Source organism: Paramagnetospirillum magnetotacticum MS-1 (assembly GCF_000829825.1).
In the GTDB taxonomy this organism is placed as follows: domain Bacteria; phylum Pseudomonadota; class Alphaproteobacteria; order Rhodospirillales; family Magnetospirillaceae; genus Phaeospirillum; species Phaeospirillum magnetotacticum.
Genome location: NZ_JXSL01000027.1, coordinates 147,277 through 162,701, shown reverse-complemented (window position 1 = coordinate 162,701; position 15,425 = coordinate 147,277). Strand labels below are relative to the sequence as shown.

Genomic DNA, 15,425 nt, shown 5'->3' with positions numbered 1-15,425 from the left:
AGATCTCTCGGAAAATCAAACGGTGTGAAACCGTGTGCCGAAACGGAACACGGTCTTGGAACAGACATCGATGCACCGGCCGCAATTGGTGCAGTCGGGCGACAGAATGACGGGCCCCACGCCCTTGGCCGCGCCGCGCAAGGCGGGCGCGATGACATGGCGTTCGGGGCAGATTGCAAAGCAATCCATGCAATCGTCGCAGGCGGCGCGGCCCACGGCGGAAACCCGCAGCACCGCCGCCTTGCCCAGCAGGCCGTAGAAGGCTCCCACCGGGCACAGATGGGTGCACCAGCCACGCTGGGCGATGCCCAGATCGAACAGGAACACCGCCAGGGTGATCAGCGCGGCGGAACCAAAGGTCAGGATGGACCCGGTCACCAGGCCCCGATGCAGCATGGTCACCGGATTGACCAGTTCCCAGGCGATGGTGCCGGTGATAGCCGAGGCCGCCAGCACGCCGCCCAGCAGCCACTGGCGGGTATTGCGGTGAAGCACCAGCCCCTTTTCCAGCCCCAGCCGGGTGCGCAGCCATTGGGCCAGGTCGGTGACGGCATTGACCGGACAGACCCAGGAGCAATACATGCGCCCGCCGATCGCCAAGTAGACGCCCAGCACGATGGCCGCGCCCATCAGGGCCGAGGCCGTCATCACATGGCCCGCCAGCAGGGATTGCAGCACCATCAGCGGATCGGTGAGCGGCAAAACGCCAAGTGTCAGACTTGACGCCAGATTCCCCTTGGCGATCCACACGCCCCACACCGGACCGGTGAGGAAGACGGCGACCACCAGGGCCTGGGACAGGCGCCGGGCCAGCAGCCATTGATGGGCGGCGAACCATCCCCTGGCGGCGCTCATGGCCTGGACTCCTTGAGCTTATAGGTGCCGCCGGGGGTCATCTCGACGCCTTCCATGCCGCGCACCTGCACTTCGGGACTGGGCTCGACCAGGGAGCCACCGGCATTCCTCTTCTCTTCCCAGCCCAGGCGGTAATGCTTGCCCAACTGGCCGGTGGCCAGGGACTGGGGCAGCACCTTGATGGCCGCCTCTTCCAGCACACAGGCCCGCTCGCATTTGCCGCAGCCGGTGCATTTGGCGGAATGGACGGTGGGAATGAAGAAGGCGTGCTTGGCGGTGCGCGCGTTGTGGCTCATCTCGAGCGTGATGGCCTCGCCGATGCGCGGGCAGACGCGATAGCAGACGTCGCAACGCAGGCCCAGAAAGTTCAGGCAGGTTTCCTGGCCCACCAGGACCGCCACGCCCATCTTGGCGTTCTTGATATCCGAGAGCCCCTTGTCCAGCGCGCCCGTGGGACAGGCGGCGACGCAGGGGATGGTCTCGCACATCTCGCAAGGAACTTTGCGGGCATTGAAGAACGGCGTGCCGATAGCCGGACCGTCGCCCAGATCGGACAGCTTCAACGTGTCGTAGGGACAATCCTTGACGCAGAGGCCACAGCGGACGCAGGCGCCCAGGAAATCCTTCTCGGCCAGTGCGCCAGGCGGGCGAAGCGCCACCGCCTCGGCCCGTTTGCGGGCGGGAATGGCCAAAAGCGCGCCAAGCAGCCCCACCGTGCAGGCACCCTTGACCGCCCCGGCAAGCATGGCTCGCCGGTTGGGATCAACAGCACTGTCGCGATGGCTGGCCATTTGGCGTCACCTTGTCGTCGTCCCGAGCGGAGTTTCTTGTTCCGCTCGGGATGACGATCCTTTCCCTAGGCCTTGCTCACCTTGACCGCGCACTTCTTGTAATCCGTCTCCTTGGAGATGGGGCAAGTGGCGTCGAGGGTAAGCTTGTTGACCAACTGGCTTTCGTCGAAGAACGGCATGAAGACCAGCCCTTCCGGTGGCTTGTTGCGGCCACGGGTATCGATGCGGGTGGTGACCTCGCCGCGACGGCTCGCCACCTTGACCACGTCGCCATTGCGCAAGTTACGCTTGGCGGCGTCGTTGGGGTGCATGTAGAGCACGGCGTTGGGCACCGACTTGTGCAGCTCGGGCACACGCCGGGTCATGGAGCCCGAATGCCAGTGTTCGAGGACACGGCCCGTGGACAGCCACAGGTCGAAATCCTTGTCCGGGGACTCGGCGGCCGGAGCGTAGGGCAGCGCGAAGATCCAGGCCTTGCCGTCGGGCTTGCCATAGAACTTCACCCCTTCCCCCGCCTTCACATAGGGGTCGTAACCCTCGCGGAAGCGCCACAGGGTCTCCTTGCCGTCCACCACCGGCCAGCGCAGGCCGCGGGCCTTGTGATAGGACTCGAACGGCGCCAGATCGTGGGCGTGTCCGCGACCGAAGGAGGCGTATTCCTCGAACAGCCCCTTCTGAGGATAGAAGCCGAAGGCCTTGGCCTCGTCATTCTCGAAACCGGCCTGCAATTCGGTCAGGGGGAACTTGTCCACCTGGCCGTTCTTGTAGAGCACCTCGAACAGGGTCTTGCCGCGCAGTTCCGGCTTCTTGGCGATGAGCTCCTCCGGCCACACTTCCTCAATCTTGAAGCGCTTGGAGAATTCCATGATCTGCCACAGGTCGGATCTGGCCTCGCCCGGAGCCTTGACCTGCTGGCGCCAGAACTGGGTGCGGCGCTCGGCATTGCCATAGGCGCCTTCCTTCTCCATCCACATGGCGGTGGGCAGGATCAGGTCGGCCGCCAGGGCCGTCACCGTGGGATAGGGATCGGACACCACGATGAAGTTGGCGGGGTTGCGGTAGCCCGGATACCCCTCCTCGTTCATGTTGGGCGCGGTCTGCATGTTGTTGGTGCACATCACCCAATAGGCGTTGAGCTTGCCATCCTTCAGCATGCGGTGCTGCAGCACGGCGTGATAGCCGATCTTGGGGTTGATGGTGCCCGCGGGCAGCTTCCACAGGCCTTCGGCGATCTCGCGGTGCTTGTCGTTCATCACCACCATGTCGGCGGGCAGACGATGGGCGAAGGTGCCGACCTCGCGCGCCGTGCCGCAGGCCGAGGGCTGGCCGGTCAACGAGAACGGGGAATTGCCCGGCTCGGAGATCTTGCCCATCAGCAGATGCACGTTATAGATCATGTTATTGACCCAGGTGCCGCGCGTGTGCTGGTTGAAGCCCATGGTCCAGAAGGACACCACCTTGACCTTGGGATCGGCATAAAGCTTGGCCAGGGCTTCCAGCTTGTCGGCGGGAACGCCCGACAGCTTGGAGACCTTTTCCACCGTGTACTCGGCCACGAAGGCCTTGAACTCGTCGAAGGTCATGGGATCGGCCTTGTCCGGCGTCGCGGCGTTGGCCTGATCCTTCTCGAGCGCATGGGTCGGACGCAGGCCGTAGCCGATATCCGTGGCGCCCTTCTTGAAGTTGACGTGTTTGTCGATGAACTCCTTGTTGTAGGCGTTCTTCGAGATGATGTAGTGGCAGATGTAATTCAGGATCGCCAGATCGGTCTGGGGCGTGAACACCATGGGAATGTCGGCCAGCTCGAACGAGCGATGCTCGAAGGTGGACAGCACGGCCACCTTGCAGCCCTCGTGGGTCAGACGGCGATCGGTGACGCGCGACCACAGAATGGGGTGCATCTCCGCCATGTTGGAGCCCCACAGCACGAAGGCGTCGGTCTGCTCGATATCGTCGTAGCAGCCCATGGGCTCATCGATGCCGAAGGTCCGCATGAAACCCGCCACGGCAGAAGCCATGCAGTGCCGCGCATTGGGATCGAGATTGTTGGACCTGAACCCCGCCTTGTACAGCTTGGACGCGGCATAGCCTTCCCAGATGGTCCACTGGCCGGAACCGAACATGCCGACGCGGGTCACGCCGTCGGGCTTCTTCAACTGCTCCTTCCACTTCTCGGCCATGATGTCGAATGCCTGGTCCCACGAGATGGGCTGGAACTCGCCGTTCTTGTCGAACTTACCGTCCTTCATGCGCAGCAGGGGCCGGGTCAGCCGGTCCTCGCCATACATGATCTTGGACAGAAAGTAGCCCTTGATGCAGTTCAGGCCGCGGTTGACCGGCGAATCGGGGTCACCCTGGGTGGCGACGACGCGGCCGTCCTGCACGCCGACCAGAACGGAACAGCCGGTGCCGCAGAATCGGCAGACACCCTTGTCCCAGCGGATATTGGCTTTTGCCGGCTGGGCGATGGCCGGCGTGGCGAGTCCCGCGGCGGCGGCAGTGGCCGCGACGGCGTTCGCCTTGATGAAGTCGCGCCTGGTGAGGCTCATGAAAAACTCTCCCCTTCCAGATCAAGATCGGAATCAAAATGGTGATAGACCAAGGACACGTTCAAAATGCCCCGGATGTCGGTCAGGCTGGTGATGGTGGCGCCCGCCCAGTTGCCCTGGGCATCCTCGACGGTAACAACCATCCGGCCATCGTCGGTCATGGTGTGAACCTCGACGCCGGGTATCCGGCCGAGGGCGTCCTGAACCTCGTGCCTGCGCTCCGGCTTGGCGTGGATCAGCACGCCGCAGATATTCTCCACCTGCTCCCTGGGCTTGGACTTCTCGGTGGCAACGAAGGTCGCGAGTCTCATGAAAGTCCTCTCACGCTTGGGGCCTGGGCGACCATGGACAAGGCCCCGACCGGACAGGCCGAGACGCAAATTCCACATCCGTTACAGGACTGATCGGCGATTTCGGGCAGGACACGGCCACCCGGTAAAGGTCTGAACGCGATGGCGCGGACAAGGCAAGGATCGCCGCACAACCGGCAGGTCACGCCCTGAATGGAAATGCACGACGCCCCCAGCCGGGCCAGAACCGGCAAACGGTCCAGACCGTCCGCAGCGGCGCGGTCGATGGCGCGAGGCGCGCAGGCCGCGTCGCATGCGCCGCAGAAGGTGCAGCCGCCCTGCGCGAAATCCACCACGGGCAAGCCGTCGGCGCCCTTGGCGAGACAATGTTCAAGACAGGAGGAAAGACAGGCGCCGCAGCCGTCGCAGACCTCGGCAAAGCGCGCGACGCTCCAGGGCGGACGGGGCCCCGAAGGCGCCCGTGCCTCGGTCCGTCTCGTCAACAACGTCCGTCGGGACAGCAGCCCAGACATCGGATTTCCTCCCGCGGCAGGCCATTCCTTCTCCCCAGGAATGACGCCAGATGGCGGAAAGGTGTCACCGCGCCCAGACTGGCGCCTTGACGTTGGTCAAAAGAGAGAGGGGGAAGACGCGGTCAGGCGTGGGCCATGATCCGCTGGCGCATCATCTGTTCGAACTCGTCAGCCGGGACGGGCCGGGAGTAGAAGAACCCTTGCACGGTGTCGCATCCGTTGCTGCGCAGGAAGGCGATATGGGCGGCGATTTCCGCCCCTTCCGCCACAACCTCGAGATTGAGGCCGCGCGACAGGCCGATGATGGCCCTGGCGATCTCGGCGGTCTTGGGATTGGTGTCCACATCGGCGATGAAGGCGCGATCGATCTTCAGCGTGGTGATGGGAAAGCGCCCGAGATAGCTAAGCGACGAATATCCTGTGCCGAAATCGTCGATGGACAGTCCGATTCCGAGATCGCGCAGCGCCCTCATCTTGCGCACCGCCGTATCCACATCGTTCATCAGCATGCTCTCGGTGATCTCCAGTTCCAGCCATTTGGGATCAAGGCCTGTGGAATCGAGAGCTTCGGTGACGATTTCAAGAAGACTGGGCGAGCGGAACTGCCGTGCCGAAACATTGACCGAGACCTTGATGGGATCGAAACCGGCTTCCTGCCACAGGCGGTTCTGCTGGCAGGACTGGCGCAGAACCCAGGTGCCGATGGGTTCGATCTGGCCGCTTTCCTCGGCGACGGGAATGAACTCGCCGGGCGAGACCATGCCGCGTTCGGGATCGAGCCAACGGATCAGCGCCTCGGCGCCCACGATGGTGTTGCGATCGGCCGAGACCTTGGGCTGGTAATAGACCACGAATTCGTCATTGGCCAGGGCGCGGCGCATGCGGCCTTCCAGTTCCAGCCTGGACTTGGCCTTGCGGTTCATGTCGTTGGAGAAGAACTGATACTGGTTGCGTCCCGATACCTTGGCGTAATGCAGCGCGTTCTCGGCATGCTTGACCAGCTGGGCGCTGGAATCGGCATCCAGGGGATAGACGCTGATACCGATGGAGAAGGTCACCACCACCTCCTCGCCGTCCAGGGAGAAAGGCTCCTTGACGGCGTGAAGAGCCTTCTCGGCGACGATAACGCTGTCATCGGTATCGGCGATGGCCATCACCAGGGCGAATTTATCGCCGTCCAGGCGCACCGCCGTATCGGTCTCGCGCACGCACATCTTGAGGCGCCGCGCCACCTCCACCAGCAGCCTGTCGCCCGCGTTATGGCCAAGGGCATCATTGACCAGGGTGAACCGGTCCAGCCCCATGGTCATCAGCGCCACCGAGGCGCCGGTACGGTTGGCCTGCAGCACCGCCTGGCCGATACGATCGGCGAACAGATCGCGATTGGGCAGGCCGGTCAGCGTGTCGTAACCGAAACTTCCGCCATCGCCATGGGAGTCCTCGGCCAAAGCGGGGCGCACCACGCAAAGAAAGCGGTCGGCGGAATCGGCTGATGGATTGATGGCGGCGGCGGTAACCTCGAAGGGGCGTTCCTTGCCGTCGGGACAGATGACCATGCCCTTCCAGCGTCCACCGGCACCCGGAGAGAGCGCTTTGTAGATCATGCTGGCCGCGAGACGCGACACCTCGGCGCCGCTGCCCGATGCAAAGCCCATCAAGGCCTCGAAGGCGGGATTCGAGCGCAAGGGATTACCCTCGGCATCGGCGATGATCACCGCGTCGTGGATGGAATCGAGCAGGCCGTTCAGAAGGGCTTGAATATCATTCATGCGTCACCGTGCGTCACAATCTTCCAAATTGCTACCGGATTCGCAATCTTCATTTCATGGGCATTTACACTTTACGCCCCGATTCAGAAGATGGCGGAGACGTCCGTAAATCTGGGGTTGGACAGCGTCACAACCCATGCCAATCTTCGGCCATGATTGCACCCGTCCTCTATTCCGGCCTCAGCCTCGACCGCTCTCACCCGACCCGCCGGGGCGGCGACATTGCCGAACTGATGCGCCGCCAGGGCGCCCGCTTCACCCTTTATTGGCGTGGCCGCCAATTGGTGAGTGGAACCCCGCCCAAAGTCCGCTGGCTCGACCGCGCCTATGGCCTGCGTCTGGCCGAGGCGACCCAAGGGACCTGCCTGCTGCTGGGAGAAGACGAGACAGGCCCCCTGCTGGCTCTCGATATCTCCGCCCTGGATGGTGGCGAGCAGGGACCGGAAATGGGCGGCAACTGGGTGTGGCTACGCTCGGTGGGCGGCTTGCTGGCCGCCCAGGACGCGGGCCTGTTGGCCTATGCGCGGGGCATGCTGATCTGGCGCGAGAAAACCCGCTTCTGCGCCAACTGCGGCGGCGCATTACTGTTCCAGGATTCCGGCCATTCGGCCAAATGCGTCAATGAGGCCTGCGGTTCCCTCCACTTCCCGCGCACCGACCCGGCCATCATCATGCTGGTCACCGATTCTTTGGGCCGCGCCCTGCTGGGCCGCCAGCCCCAATGGACGCCCGGCATGTTTTCCTGCCTGGCCGGATTCGTCGAGCCGGGCGAATCCCTGGAAGACGCCGTAGCCCGCGAAGTGTGGGAAGAAGCTGGCATTCGCGTCAACTCAACCACGTATGTAGCGAGTCAGCCCTGGCCCTTCCCCTCCTCCCTCATGATCGGCTTTACCGCCAGCGCTTTTGATGCGGAGCCGGTGGCAGATCCCCATGAGATCGAGGAGGTGCGCTGGTTCACCCGTGACGAGGTCCGTACCTTTGGCGAAGCCGACCGCCCCGGTGAGGGTGGCCGCTTCCTGCCGCGCAAGGATTCCATCGCCCGCGTTCTGGTGGATGGCTGGCTGCGGGGTTAGCCCAATACCGCGCGCCTGTCTTCCATGATGCGGCGCAGGATGGGGGTCAGGATCAGTTCCATGGCCAGACCCATCTTGCCGCCCGGCACCACGATGGTGTTGCGCCGGCTCATCCATGAATCCTTCAGCATCTGCAGCAGGAAGGGAAAGTCGACGCGGAAGCGGTCGGGTTTCCTGAAGCGGATCACCACCAGGCTTTCATCGGCGGTGGGGATATCGCGCGCGATGATGGGGTCCGAGGTATCGACGATGGGCACGCGCTGGAAGTTGATATCGGTCAGTTTGAACTGCGGCACCACATAGTGAACGTAGTCGTGCATGCGGCGCAGGATGGTCTCCATCACCGCCTCTTCCGAATAGCCGCGCTGGTTGGTGTCGCGGTGGATCTTCTGAATCCACTCCAGATTGATCACCGGCACCACGCCGATCTTAAGGTCCACATGCTGGGCGACATTGTTGTCGCGCGTCGCCACGCAGCCGTGAAGTCCCTCGTAGAACAGGCAGTCCGTATCCTCGGCCAAGTCCTCCCACGGCGTGAACTCGCCCGACCCCACGCCCAGATGGGCGAAGCGCGCCGCCTCCTCGTCGTTATGGACATAAAATCTCCGCCTGCCCCGCCCCGTCTCGCCATAGGTCGAGAACAGTTCTTCCAACTGGGGGAACAGATTGGCCTCGGGACCGAAATGGCTGAAGGTGCCGCCCACGTCCTTCATGCATTTCTTCATGTCGGCGCGGTTATAGCGGTGAAAGCTGTCGCCCTCGATCACCGCCGGTTTGATGCCCTCGCGGCGGAACATATGTTCGAAGGATTCCTTGACCGTGCTGGTCCCCGCCCCCGACGAGCCGGTAACGGCGATGACCGGATGTTTCCTGGACATCTTGATTCCCCTTATGCCGCGATGCGCAGGCGATCGCGCCAGCCGGGATACAGCCGATCGGCGTCGGACGCAAAGGATTCGAAGGCACCTCTCAGTTCCGCATGTGTTTGGGCGTAATCCACCAGATCGATTTTCTTCAGCCATGCCTCGTGGGCCTGGCGCAGCGACAGGGCACCGGCGATGGCTCCGTCCTTATGGCCGAAGGCGCCGCCGCCCGAGGTCTGGATCACGTTGGAATGGCCCAGATTATCGAAGAAGCCGGGCAGGCGAAGGGCGTTCATGCCACCCGATATGATGGGGGTGCAAGACGCCATGCCGCCCCAGTCCTGGCGATAATAGGGCCCCTCGGCTATCTGGCGTTCCAGCATATAGGCCACCATCTTTTCGTCGGGGGCGCCCTCCATCTTGCCATAGCCCATGGTGCCGGTGTGGATACCGCTGGCCCCCAACAGCCGGGCCATCTTCATATGGACCAGCACGGTATAGCCGCGCTTCGACTGCCGCGAGGTGATGGCACCGTGACCGGCCCGATGGTAGTGCAAGAAGGTGTCGGGAAAGTTCCGGCGGCAGGTGGTGACCGCCGTCGGCCCGGCCACGAAGCCATCCACCAGGAAAGCCACATGGGAGGCGTTCTCGCCGAAGGTCTCCAGGATGAAATTGCCGCGCGCGATCATCTCGGCGGGATCGTCAGCGGTGATGTTGGCGGAGAACAGCTTGGGCACGCCCGTCTCGTCCTGGGCGCGGCGCATGGCATCGGCCACCAGCCGCATGGTCTCCTTGAGCGGCGCGAAGACCTGATTGCCCTGGGGTTCGTCGTTCTTGATGAAATCGCCGCCCAGCCAGAACTGGTGGCAGGCATCGGCGAAGGGCTTGGGGCGCAGTCCCAGCTTTGGCTTGATGATGGTCCCCACCACCATGCCGCCATTCACTTCGGGCCGCCCCAGAACCTTCCACATATGGGAGATGTTGCAAGCCGGGCCGTCGAACAGTTTCAGAAACTCTGGGGGAACGTAGAAATCCTCCATCTTGGCGTTTTCCACGTCGCTCATGCCCTGGTTGTTGCCCACGGTCAGCGTCAAAAACGAGGCGATCATCGCCTTGCCGTCGATGATATTGCGGTCGAACAGATCCACCGGATAGGCGATCTTCATCAACCCCTCCGCCTCGTCCACCTCATAGACCAGGGCATCGACGCCGCGGGTGAAGTCGTCGGTGGTACAGACCTCAACATTGGTGCCGGTAGACGATTCAGCGGCGAAATGGGCCGCCGTCTCCACATAGCCGTGACCGGGCCTGGGCCGCATACGGTAGGCGCACAGCACATGGCGGCCGCCCTTGATCAGATCAGCCTCGCTCAGGGCCAAGTTCACATAACGCTTCGACTGGTCCATGGTCCCGACGTCTCCCAGTGAGTTCCGGGCATTCGCCCTTGTATTCGTGGACGCTACTATGGCCGTGACGACATGGCTCCGGAACACCCGGAGGGGGAGTATGGGAAAATGACTTGGGTGGGAGAGCCCTACCCGCGAAGAGTGGGGCGGGTGGGAAAACCTACCCTTCTCGCCCTAACGGCAACAGTCTGGACGCGGAAACAGTGGATTAAACCACAGAGGCCTTCACCCCACCTGGACGCCCGATTCCTCGAACATCACGCGGGCCGTGTCGAATTCCTCGGCGGGCATGGAGGTGGTGCCGTCGCCCACATTGATCTTGGCGACGCCAGCCTGGATCAGCGAGCGGGCGCAGCGCGAACAGGGGTAATGGGTGACGTAGACGGTGCAGCCCTTGAGGCTGACGCCGACACGGGCGGCATGGGCCACCAGATTCTCCTCGGCGTGCGAGGTCCACAGATACTTGGCCGGACGCTCCATGCGCTCGGGCTTATCCTCTACGCCCCGAGGCAGGCCGTTATAGCCGGTGGCGCGGATCTCGCCATCGGGTCCCACCGCCACGGCGCCCACCTGGGTGCTGGGGTCCTTGGACTTGCTGGCGGCGTGACGCGCAAAGCCCATAAAATAGTCGTACCAGTTCATGCTCATGCTCAGACAGCCTTGGAATGACGTTGTTCACCCATTTTGAGATAGCGGTCGAAGGCGGCGCAGACGGCGCGCACCAGGGTGCGGCCCTCCTCGGTCACATGGATGCGATGGCCCGTGACCTCCACCAGCCCGTCGGCCTGCAAGGGGGCCAGCGAGGCCAGCTCGGCACCGAATTGTGAGCCGTCGGCGCCGTGACGGCCAGCGACCGCGTCCAGATCGATTTCTAGGTCGCACATCAGACGCTCGATGATCTCGCGGCGCAGAATGTCGTCGGGGCTGATGGCGATCCCGCGCGAGGTGGCAAGACGCCCTTCGGCGACGGAGCGCTGATAGGCATGGACCTCGCCGTCATTGACCACATAGCCCTGGGGCAACGAGCCGATGCCCGAGGCCCCGAAGCCGATCAGGGTGGTGGCGGAATCGGTGGTGTAGCCCTGGAAATTGCGGTGCAGCCGCTTATTCCTGAGAGCGATGGCCATGGCGTCGTCGGGAGCGGCGAAATGGTCGAGACCGATCTGGACATAGCCCAAAGTCTCGGTCAGCAGCTTGCAGCCCTGCTCGTATTGCTGCCAGCGGGTATTGGTGTCGGGCAGGGTCTCTTCGGGGATCAGGCGCTGGTGCTTCTTCATCCACGGCACATGGGCATAGCCGAACAGCGCCACGCGCTTGGGCCTAAAGCCTCTCACCGCCTTGTCGATGGTGGCCAGCAAGCCGTCGAGGCTCTGGTGCGGCAGGCCGTAGATCAGGTCGATATTGACCTCGGGCACGCCATGCTTGCCCAGCCATTCCACCACCCGCTCGGTGACCTCGTAGGGCTGGATGCGGTTGATGGCCTGCTGCACCTTGTCGTCGAGATCCTGCACGCCGATGGAGGCTCGCGTCACCCCCGCCCCGGCCATGGCCTTCACATAGGACTCGTCGGCGGTGCGCGGGTCCAGTTCCACCGCCACCTCGGCACCGGCTTTCAGGATAAAGCGGCTTTTCAGCAGATCGATGGTGCGGACGAAATCCTCTGAACTGAGGATGGTGGGAGAGCCGCCGCCGAAATGGATGTGCCGGGCCGTCATGCGGGTGGGCAAAGCCTCGGCCACCAGCTCCACTTCGCGCCACAGGGCGTCCATATAGGCGGCGACGGGGGCATAGCGCTTGGTAATCTTGGTGTGGCAGCCGCAGAACCAGCACATCTCGGCGCAAAACGCGATGTGGAGATAGAGCGACAGTTCCAAATTGGGATCGATGCCGCCCAGCCAGCCACGATAGGTCTCGCCCGTCACGCCGGGATGGAAATGCGGCGCGGTGGGATAGGAGGTGTACCGGGGAACGCGAAGGTCATACTTGGCCGCAAGATCGGGGCGCATTGTTGGGTATCCCGCAAAATTCGGCTGGAACCCTACTCCCAGCGGCCCGGCATTGGCAACACCGGGCGGCGTGGGGGTATTAGCCGAAATGCGAACGGATCGCCAGCCAGAAGCCAAGCCCCATGATCACGATGACGGGCAGCAGCAGAAGCACAATCGTCCAATCATTCACCAGGAAGGAGGACTTGGTCAGGTGGCGGGACATTTTCAATATCCTTGAGAGCGGGAGCGCGCCCCTCGCAATAGATATATAATGTCAAATCACAAATATTCCACCGACATCAAAAATAAAGATAAACAACTTAAATGGCACAAGTCGCCAGATTAACCAGAAATCCACCAATAAGATGGTGAGGATCGGCACCAAATTCCTTCTGGAATGCCGCCTCGTCCTTGCGATCCAGACTTTGCAGCGGATCAAAAAGGGCATGAAAGAACAGGCAGAACTCCCGCTCGCCGAACTGAATAGGATCGTCGTAGGGGTTGTGCTCCTTGGTGACGAAGGCGTTGGACGCCACGCTAACCGTGGTGGGACGGTACTGCATCAGTTTGATGAACCAGTCCTTGCGCAGGTCGTAGCGCTTGAACGAAGCGGAAATCTTCACCAGCACATGCCACTGGATCAATTTGGCCTCGGGGTCATCATAGAAATTGTCCCAGGAGAAATGGTCGCCCAACTCCCCCTTCAACTGGGTGATGATGGTCCCGCAGCGCTCGGCCGCCACGGCCTCTTCATCACCCAGCACCATGTGCAGGAACGAGAAGATGTTGGGCACCAGAACCCGGTCGAGCTTTTCCTCGGAAAACAGCGGCGACAAAGGATGCAGCATCAGACGCCCGAAGGCGTTGGTGCGCCGCTGCTCGATACTTTCGCCCTCCACCACTTCCATCAGTTCGCGATAGGACCGGCGGTAGAAATCATCGAAGGCGACGGAGTCCTTCAACTCGGCCACCAGGGCTTCCAAGGTGCGCATGTCGATGGCGTGACCGTGCAAGGCCTGCTCGGCCGCCCGCACCAAAGCGTCCAGAACGACGTTGGTCGTCTTGCGCAGATGTTCAGGTCCACGGCCCGTCATCGCTCACCTCGACAATTCTTCGAATACGGACACTAACACCCAATTCTTAAGAATGTAATTCGCGCCCTGATTGCTTTCCAGGCGGAACCGAGGGGAGGGCGATGGACGGACATATTCGCCTTTGATAGCGTAGCCTCCGCAAGCCACTTCCGGTGAGGGACCCTCGACGATGAGAACAGCCCTTCTGTGCGGATTTCTCACCGGAATGCTGGCCTCGACCGCCGCGCAGGCCGACCAGTGCGGCCCGGTCCGGGGCCGGACGGGCAATTTCGATTACTACCTGCTGAGCCTGTCCTGGTCGCCCAGCTATTGCGCCACGACATCGGGAAAACAGAACCCCCGGCAATGTGGCGCAGAGCAACGCTACGGCATGGTGGTGCACGGCCTTTGGCCGCAACACTCCGACGGCACTTGGCCCCAATGCTGCCAGCCGGTGAGCGCGGTGAAATCCTCTGCGGCCACGAGCCAGGCCTCAAAGGTGATGATCGGATCGAGCCTTCTGCAACACGAATGGAGCAAGCATGGCTCCTGCGTTACCGATCAGCAGGACCTGTATTTCGGAAAGATCAACTCGGCCGTGTCCAGTTTGGGCCTCGCCCCCAACCTCCCCGGCTCCAGACTGGAACGGATCAAGGTATCGGACCTCAAGCGGAACTGGGCGGTCCCCGCAGACGCCATCACCGTTCACTGCAAGGGCAAGAGGCTGAGCGAGGTTCATATCTGCCTGGACAAGGCGCTGGCCCCTATCGCCTGTCCCGCCGCCGAGGTGAAAAACGACAACTGCCCGGGAACGGTCAGGCTCGATTAGCGTGTCCACCCTCTCCCCAAGTTAGTAAATCCACTGTATCGTTGCGTGGCCGCAGGTGATGGGAGCGAAGCCTCTGAACGGATTTAGGAATATCATCGAGAGGTTCGCGCCGGATCGCATGGATGCGACGGACGATCAGGTGATCAGGGATCGCCTGATGATTCAGATCCATCTGATCACATCGGCCTATTCCATCGTCTATATCATCACTTCGCTGGGTGTCGGATATCCCATCGGCGTGATGATGATGTCAGTCTGTTTCATCATCATTCTGGCGCTCTTGGCCTACTTCCGCCGATCCGGCCGCTATCGTCTGACCGGCAATCTGTTTCTGGCCGATTGTTTGTTTATCGCAATCCTCTCGAACAGCATCTTCACGGGAGGCAGCTCCTCGCCCGTCATCCACTGGATATTCATCATTCCAGTCTGTTCGGTGATCCTGCTTGGGCTTTCCAAAGATACCCTGGCATGGCTGACGATCAGCATCGCCGGCCTCGTCGCCATGCCCATCGCCTCCACGCTAGGGTATGATTTCGACACGCTATATGACTTGAACTACAAGGAATTGTTCGAATCCATTTGCGATCTCGGCCTGGTCACCATTCTATTCTTTGCCGCCGCCGTTTTTCACGCCAACCGAAGCACGTTGATCGACAAGTTGAAGCAGACGGAACAGGCGCTGCAGGAGACCAATCGGCAGATCCAGAACGCCCTCGACACCCAGCGTAAGGCGATCCAGGAGCAGCGCAATTTCATGGGGATGGTCAGCCACGAGTTCAGAACGCCGCTTGGCATCATTTCCGGAGCCGCCTCCGTGCTGCGCCTGGCCCCCCAGGGAGGAGACGATGCAAGGACAGAAACCGACAAGGTGTTCCGTGCCGTCCGGCGAATGGATCACATGATCGACATGCTGACCGATGACGATTGGCTGTATATGGTCGCCACCGAATTCCGGCACAGGCCCGTCAACATCAAGTCGCTGATGGAAGCGGCCATGGCCGAGGTCTCCGACCTGGCGCCCGCGCGGCCGATTCACCTGTCTTTGGACGAGCCACTGCAGGTGTATGGAGACAAGGACCTTCTATCCGTGGCTTTTTCCAATCTGGTCGGCAATGCCAGCAAATATTCGCCCCCCACCACGCCCATCGAGGTGTGGATGAGCCGACAGGACAATCGCGCCGAAATCCGCGTCGTCGATCATGGAGCGGGAATCGAACCCGCCGATCTGCCGCGCGTCTTCGAGAAATACTATCGCTCAAGCACCGTGAAGCACGCGCCAGGGACCGGCTTGGGCCTCTATCTGGTCAAAAGCATCATCGAGCGGCATGGCGGGTCGATCTCCGTCAACAGTTCTCCCGGCCAGGGCGCCACCTTCACCCTAAGCCTTCCCCTTTACGACTGACGGA

15 protein-coding genes are annotated in these 15,425 nt (G+C 62.1%); 3 read left to right on the top strand and 12 right to left on the bottom strand.

The window, feature by feature from the left end; genetic code table 11:
• Positions 1–15 precede the first annotated feature (15 nt).
• The 6 genes from napH to CCC_RS09420 form a co-directional block, all read right to left on the bottom strand.
• Entirely contained in the window at positions 16–855 is an 840-nt protein-coding gene (napH, locus tag CCC_RS09440; protein WP_009868252.1) for a quinol dehydrogenase ferredoxin subunit NapH, read from the bottom strand.
• Positions 852–1,646 (bottom strand): ferredoxin-type protein NapG, encoded by a 795-nt coding sequence (gene napG, locus CCC_RS09435; RefSeq protein WP_041041017.1) that lies wholly within the window; start codon positions 1,644–1,646, stop codon positions 852–854. Before napG ends, napH begins: the two co-directional genes overlap by 4 nt.
• Positions 1,647–1,711: 65 nt before the next feature.
• Complete coding sequence (gene napA, locus CCC_RS09430; RefSeq protein ID WP_009868250.1) at positions 1,712–4,195, bottom strand: nitrate reductase catalytic subunit NapA; 2,484 nt, start codon at positions 4,193–4,195, stop codon at positions 1,712–1,714.
• Positions 4,192–4,506, bottom strand: a complete 315-nt coding sequence (locus tag CCC_RS09425; protein ID WP_041041015.1) for a chaperone NapD — start codon at positions 4,504–4,506, stop codon at positions 4,192–4,194. Before CCC_RS09425 ends, napA begins: the two co-directional genes overlap by 4 nt.
• Complete coding sequence (locus tag CCC_RS21740; RefSeq protein ID WP_082036575.1) at positions 4,503–5,018, bottom strand: ferredoxin-type protein NapF; 516 nt, start codon at positions 5,016–5,018, stop codon at positions 4,503–4,505. Before CCC_RS21740 ends, CCC_RS09425 begins: the two co-directional genes overlap by 4 nt.
• Positions 5,019–5,140: 122 nt before the next feature.
• Positions 5,141–6,787 (bottom strand): sensor domain-containing protein, encoded by a 1,647-nt coding sequence (locus CCC_RS09420; RefSeq protein WP_041041011.1) that lies wholly within the window; start codon positions 6,785–6,787, stop codon positions 5,141–5,143.
• 152 nt (positions 6,788–6,939) lie between these two features.
• On the opposite strand from CCC_RS09420, the gene nudC reads away from it, so the two are divergent.
• Positions 6,940–7,860 (top strand): NAD(+) diphosphatase, encoded by a 921-nt coding sequence (nudC, locus tag CCC_RS09415; RefSeq protein WP_009867120.1) that lies wholly within the window; start codon positions 6,940–6,942, stop codon positions 7,858–7,860.
• Here nudC and CCC_RS09410 read toward each other — a convergent pair.
• From CCC_RS09410 to CCC_RS09390, 6 genes are all read right to left on the bottom strand, one after another.
• Entirely contained in the window at positions 7,857–8,738 is an 882-nt protein-coding gene (locus tag CCC_RS09410; RefSeq protein WP_009867121.1) for a phosphoribulokinase, read from the bottom strand. The genes nudC and CCC_RS09410 overlap by 4 nt on opposite strands.
• 11 nt (positions 8,739–8,749) lie before the next feature.
• The gene (locus CCC_RS09405) at positions 8,750–10,129 is read right to left on the bottom strand and encodes a ribulose-bisphosphate carboxylase (RefSeq protein ID WP_041041009.1); all 1,380 of its coding nucleotides are present in this window, start codon (positions 10,127–10,129) and stop codon (positions 8,750–8,752) included.
• A 225-nt stretch (positions 10,130–10,354) separates the two neighbouring features.
• Positions 10,355–10,777 (bottom strand): dCMP deaminase family protein, encoded by a 423-nt coding sequence (locus tag CCC_RS09400; RefSeq protein ID WP_009867270.1) that lies wholly within the window; start codon positions 10,775–10,777, stop codon positions 10,355–10,357.
• Positions 10,778–10,779: 2 nt separating this feature from the next.
• On the bottom strand, positions 10,780–12,135 hold the full coding sequence (gene hemN / locus CCC_RS09395) for an oxygen-independent coproporphyrinogen III oxidase (RefSeq protein WP_009867269.1): 1,356 nt from the start codon (positions 12,133–12,135) through the stop codon (positions 10,780–10,782).
• Between the two features lie 79 nt (positions 12,136–12,214).
• Complete coding sequence (locus tag CCC_RS22940; protein ID WP_269078876.1) at positions 12,215–12,340, bottom strand: hypothetical protein; 126 nt, start codon at positions 12,338–12,340, stop codon at positions 12,215–12,217.
• 97 nt (positions 12,341–12,437) lie between these two features.
• Positions 12,438–13,211, bottom strand: coding sequence for a hypothetical protein (locus CCC_RS09390; RefSeq protein WP_009867268.1), 774 nt, complete (start codon positions 13,209–13,211; stop codon positions 12,438–12,440).
• A gap of 169 nt (positions 13,212–13,380) precedes the next feature.
• Here CCC_RS09390 and CCC_RS09385 point away from each other — a divergent pair, with 169 nt between their 5' ends.
• Both CCC_RS09385 and CCC_RS09380 read left to right on the top strand, forming a co-directional pair.
• Positions 13,381–14,019, top strand: a complete 639-nt coding sequence (locus CCC_RS09385; protein WP_041041007.1) for a ribonuclease T2 — start codon at positions 13,381–13,383, stop codon at positions 14,017–14,019.
• Between the two features lie 118 nt (positions 14,020–14,137).
• A complete protein-coding gene (locus tag CCC_RS09380) occupies positions 14,138–15,421 on the top strand; it encodes a sensor histidine kinase (RefSeq protein ID WP_041041005.1) in 1,284 nt (427 codons plus the stop codon).
• Positions 15,422–15,425 lie beyond the last annotated feature (4 nt).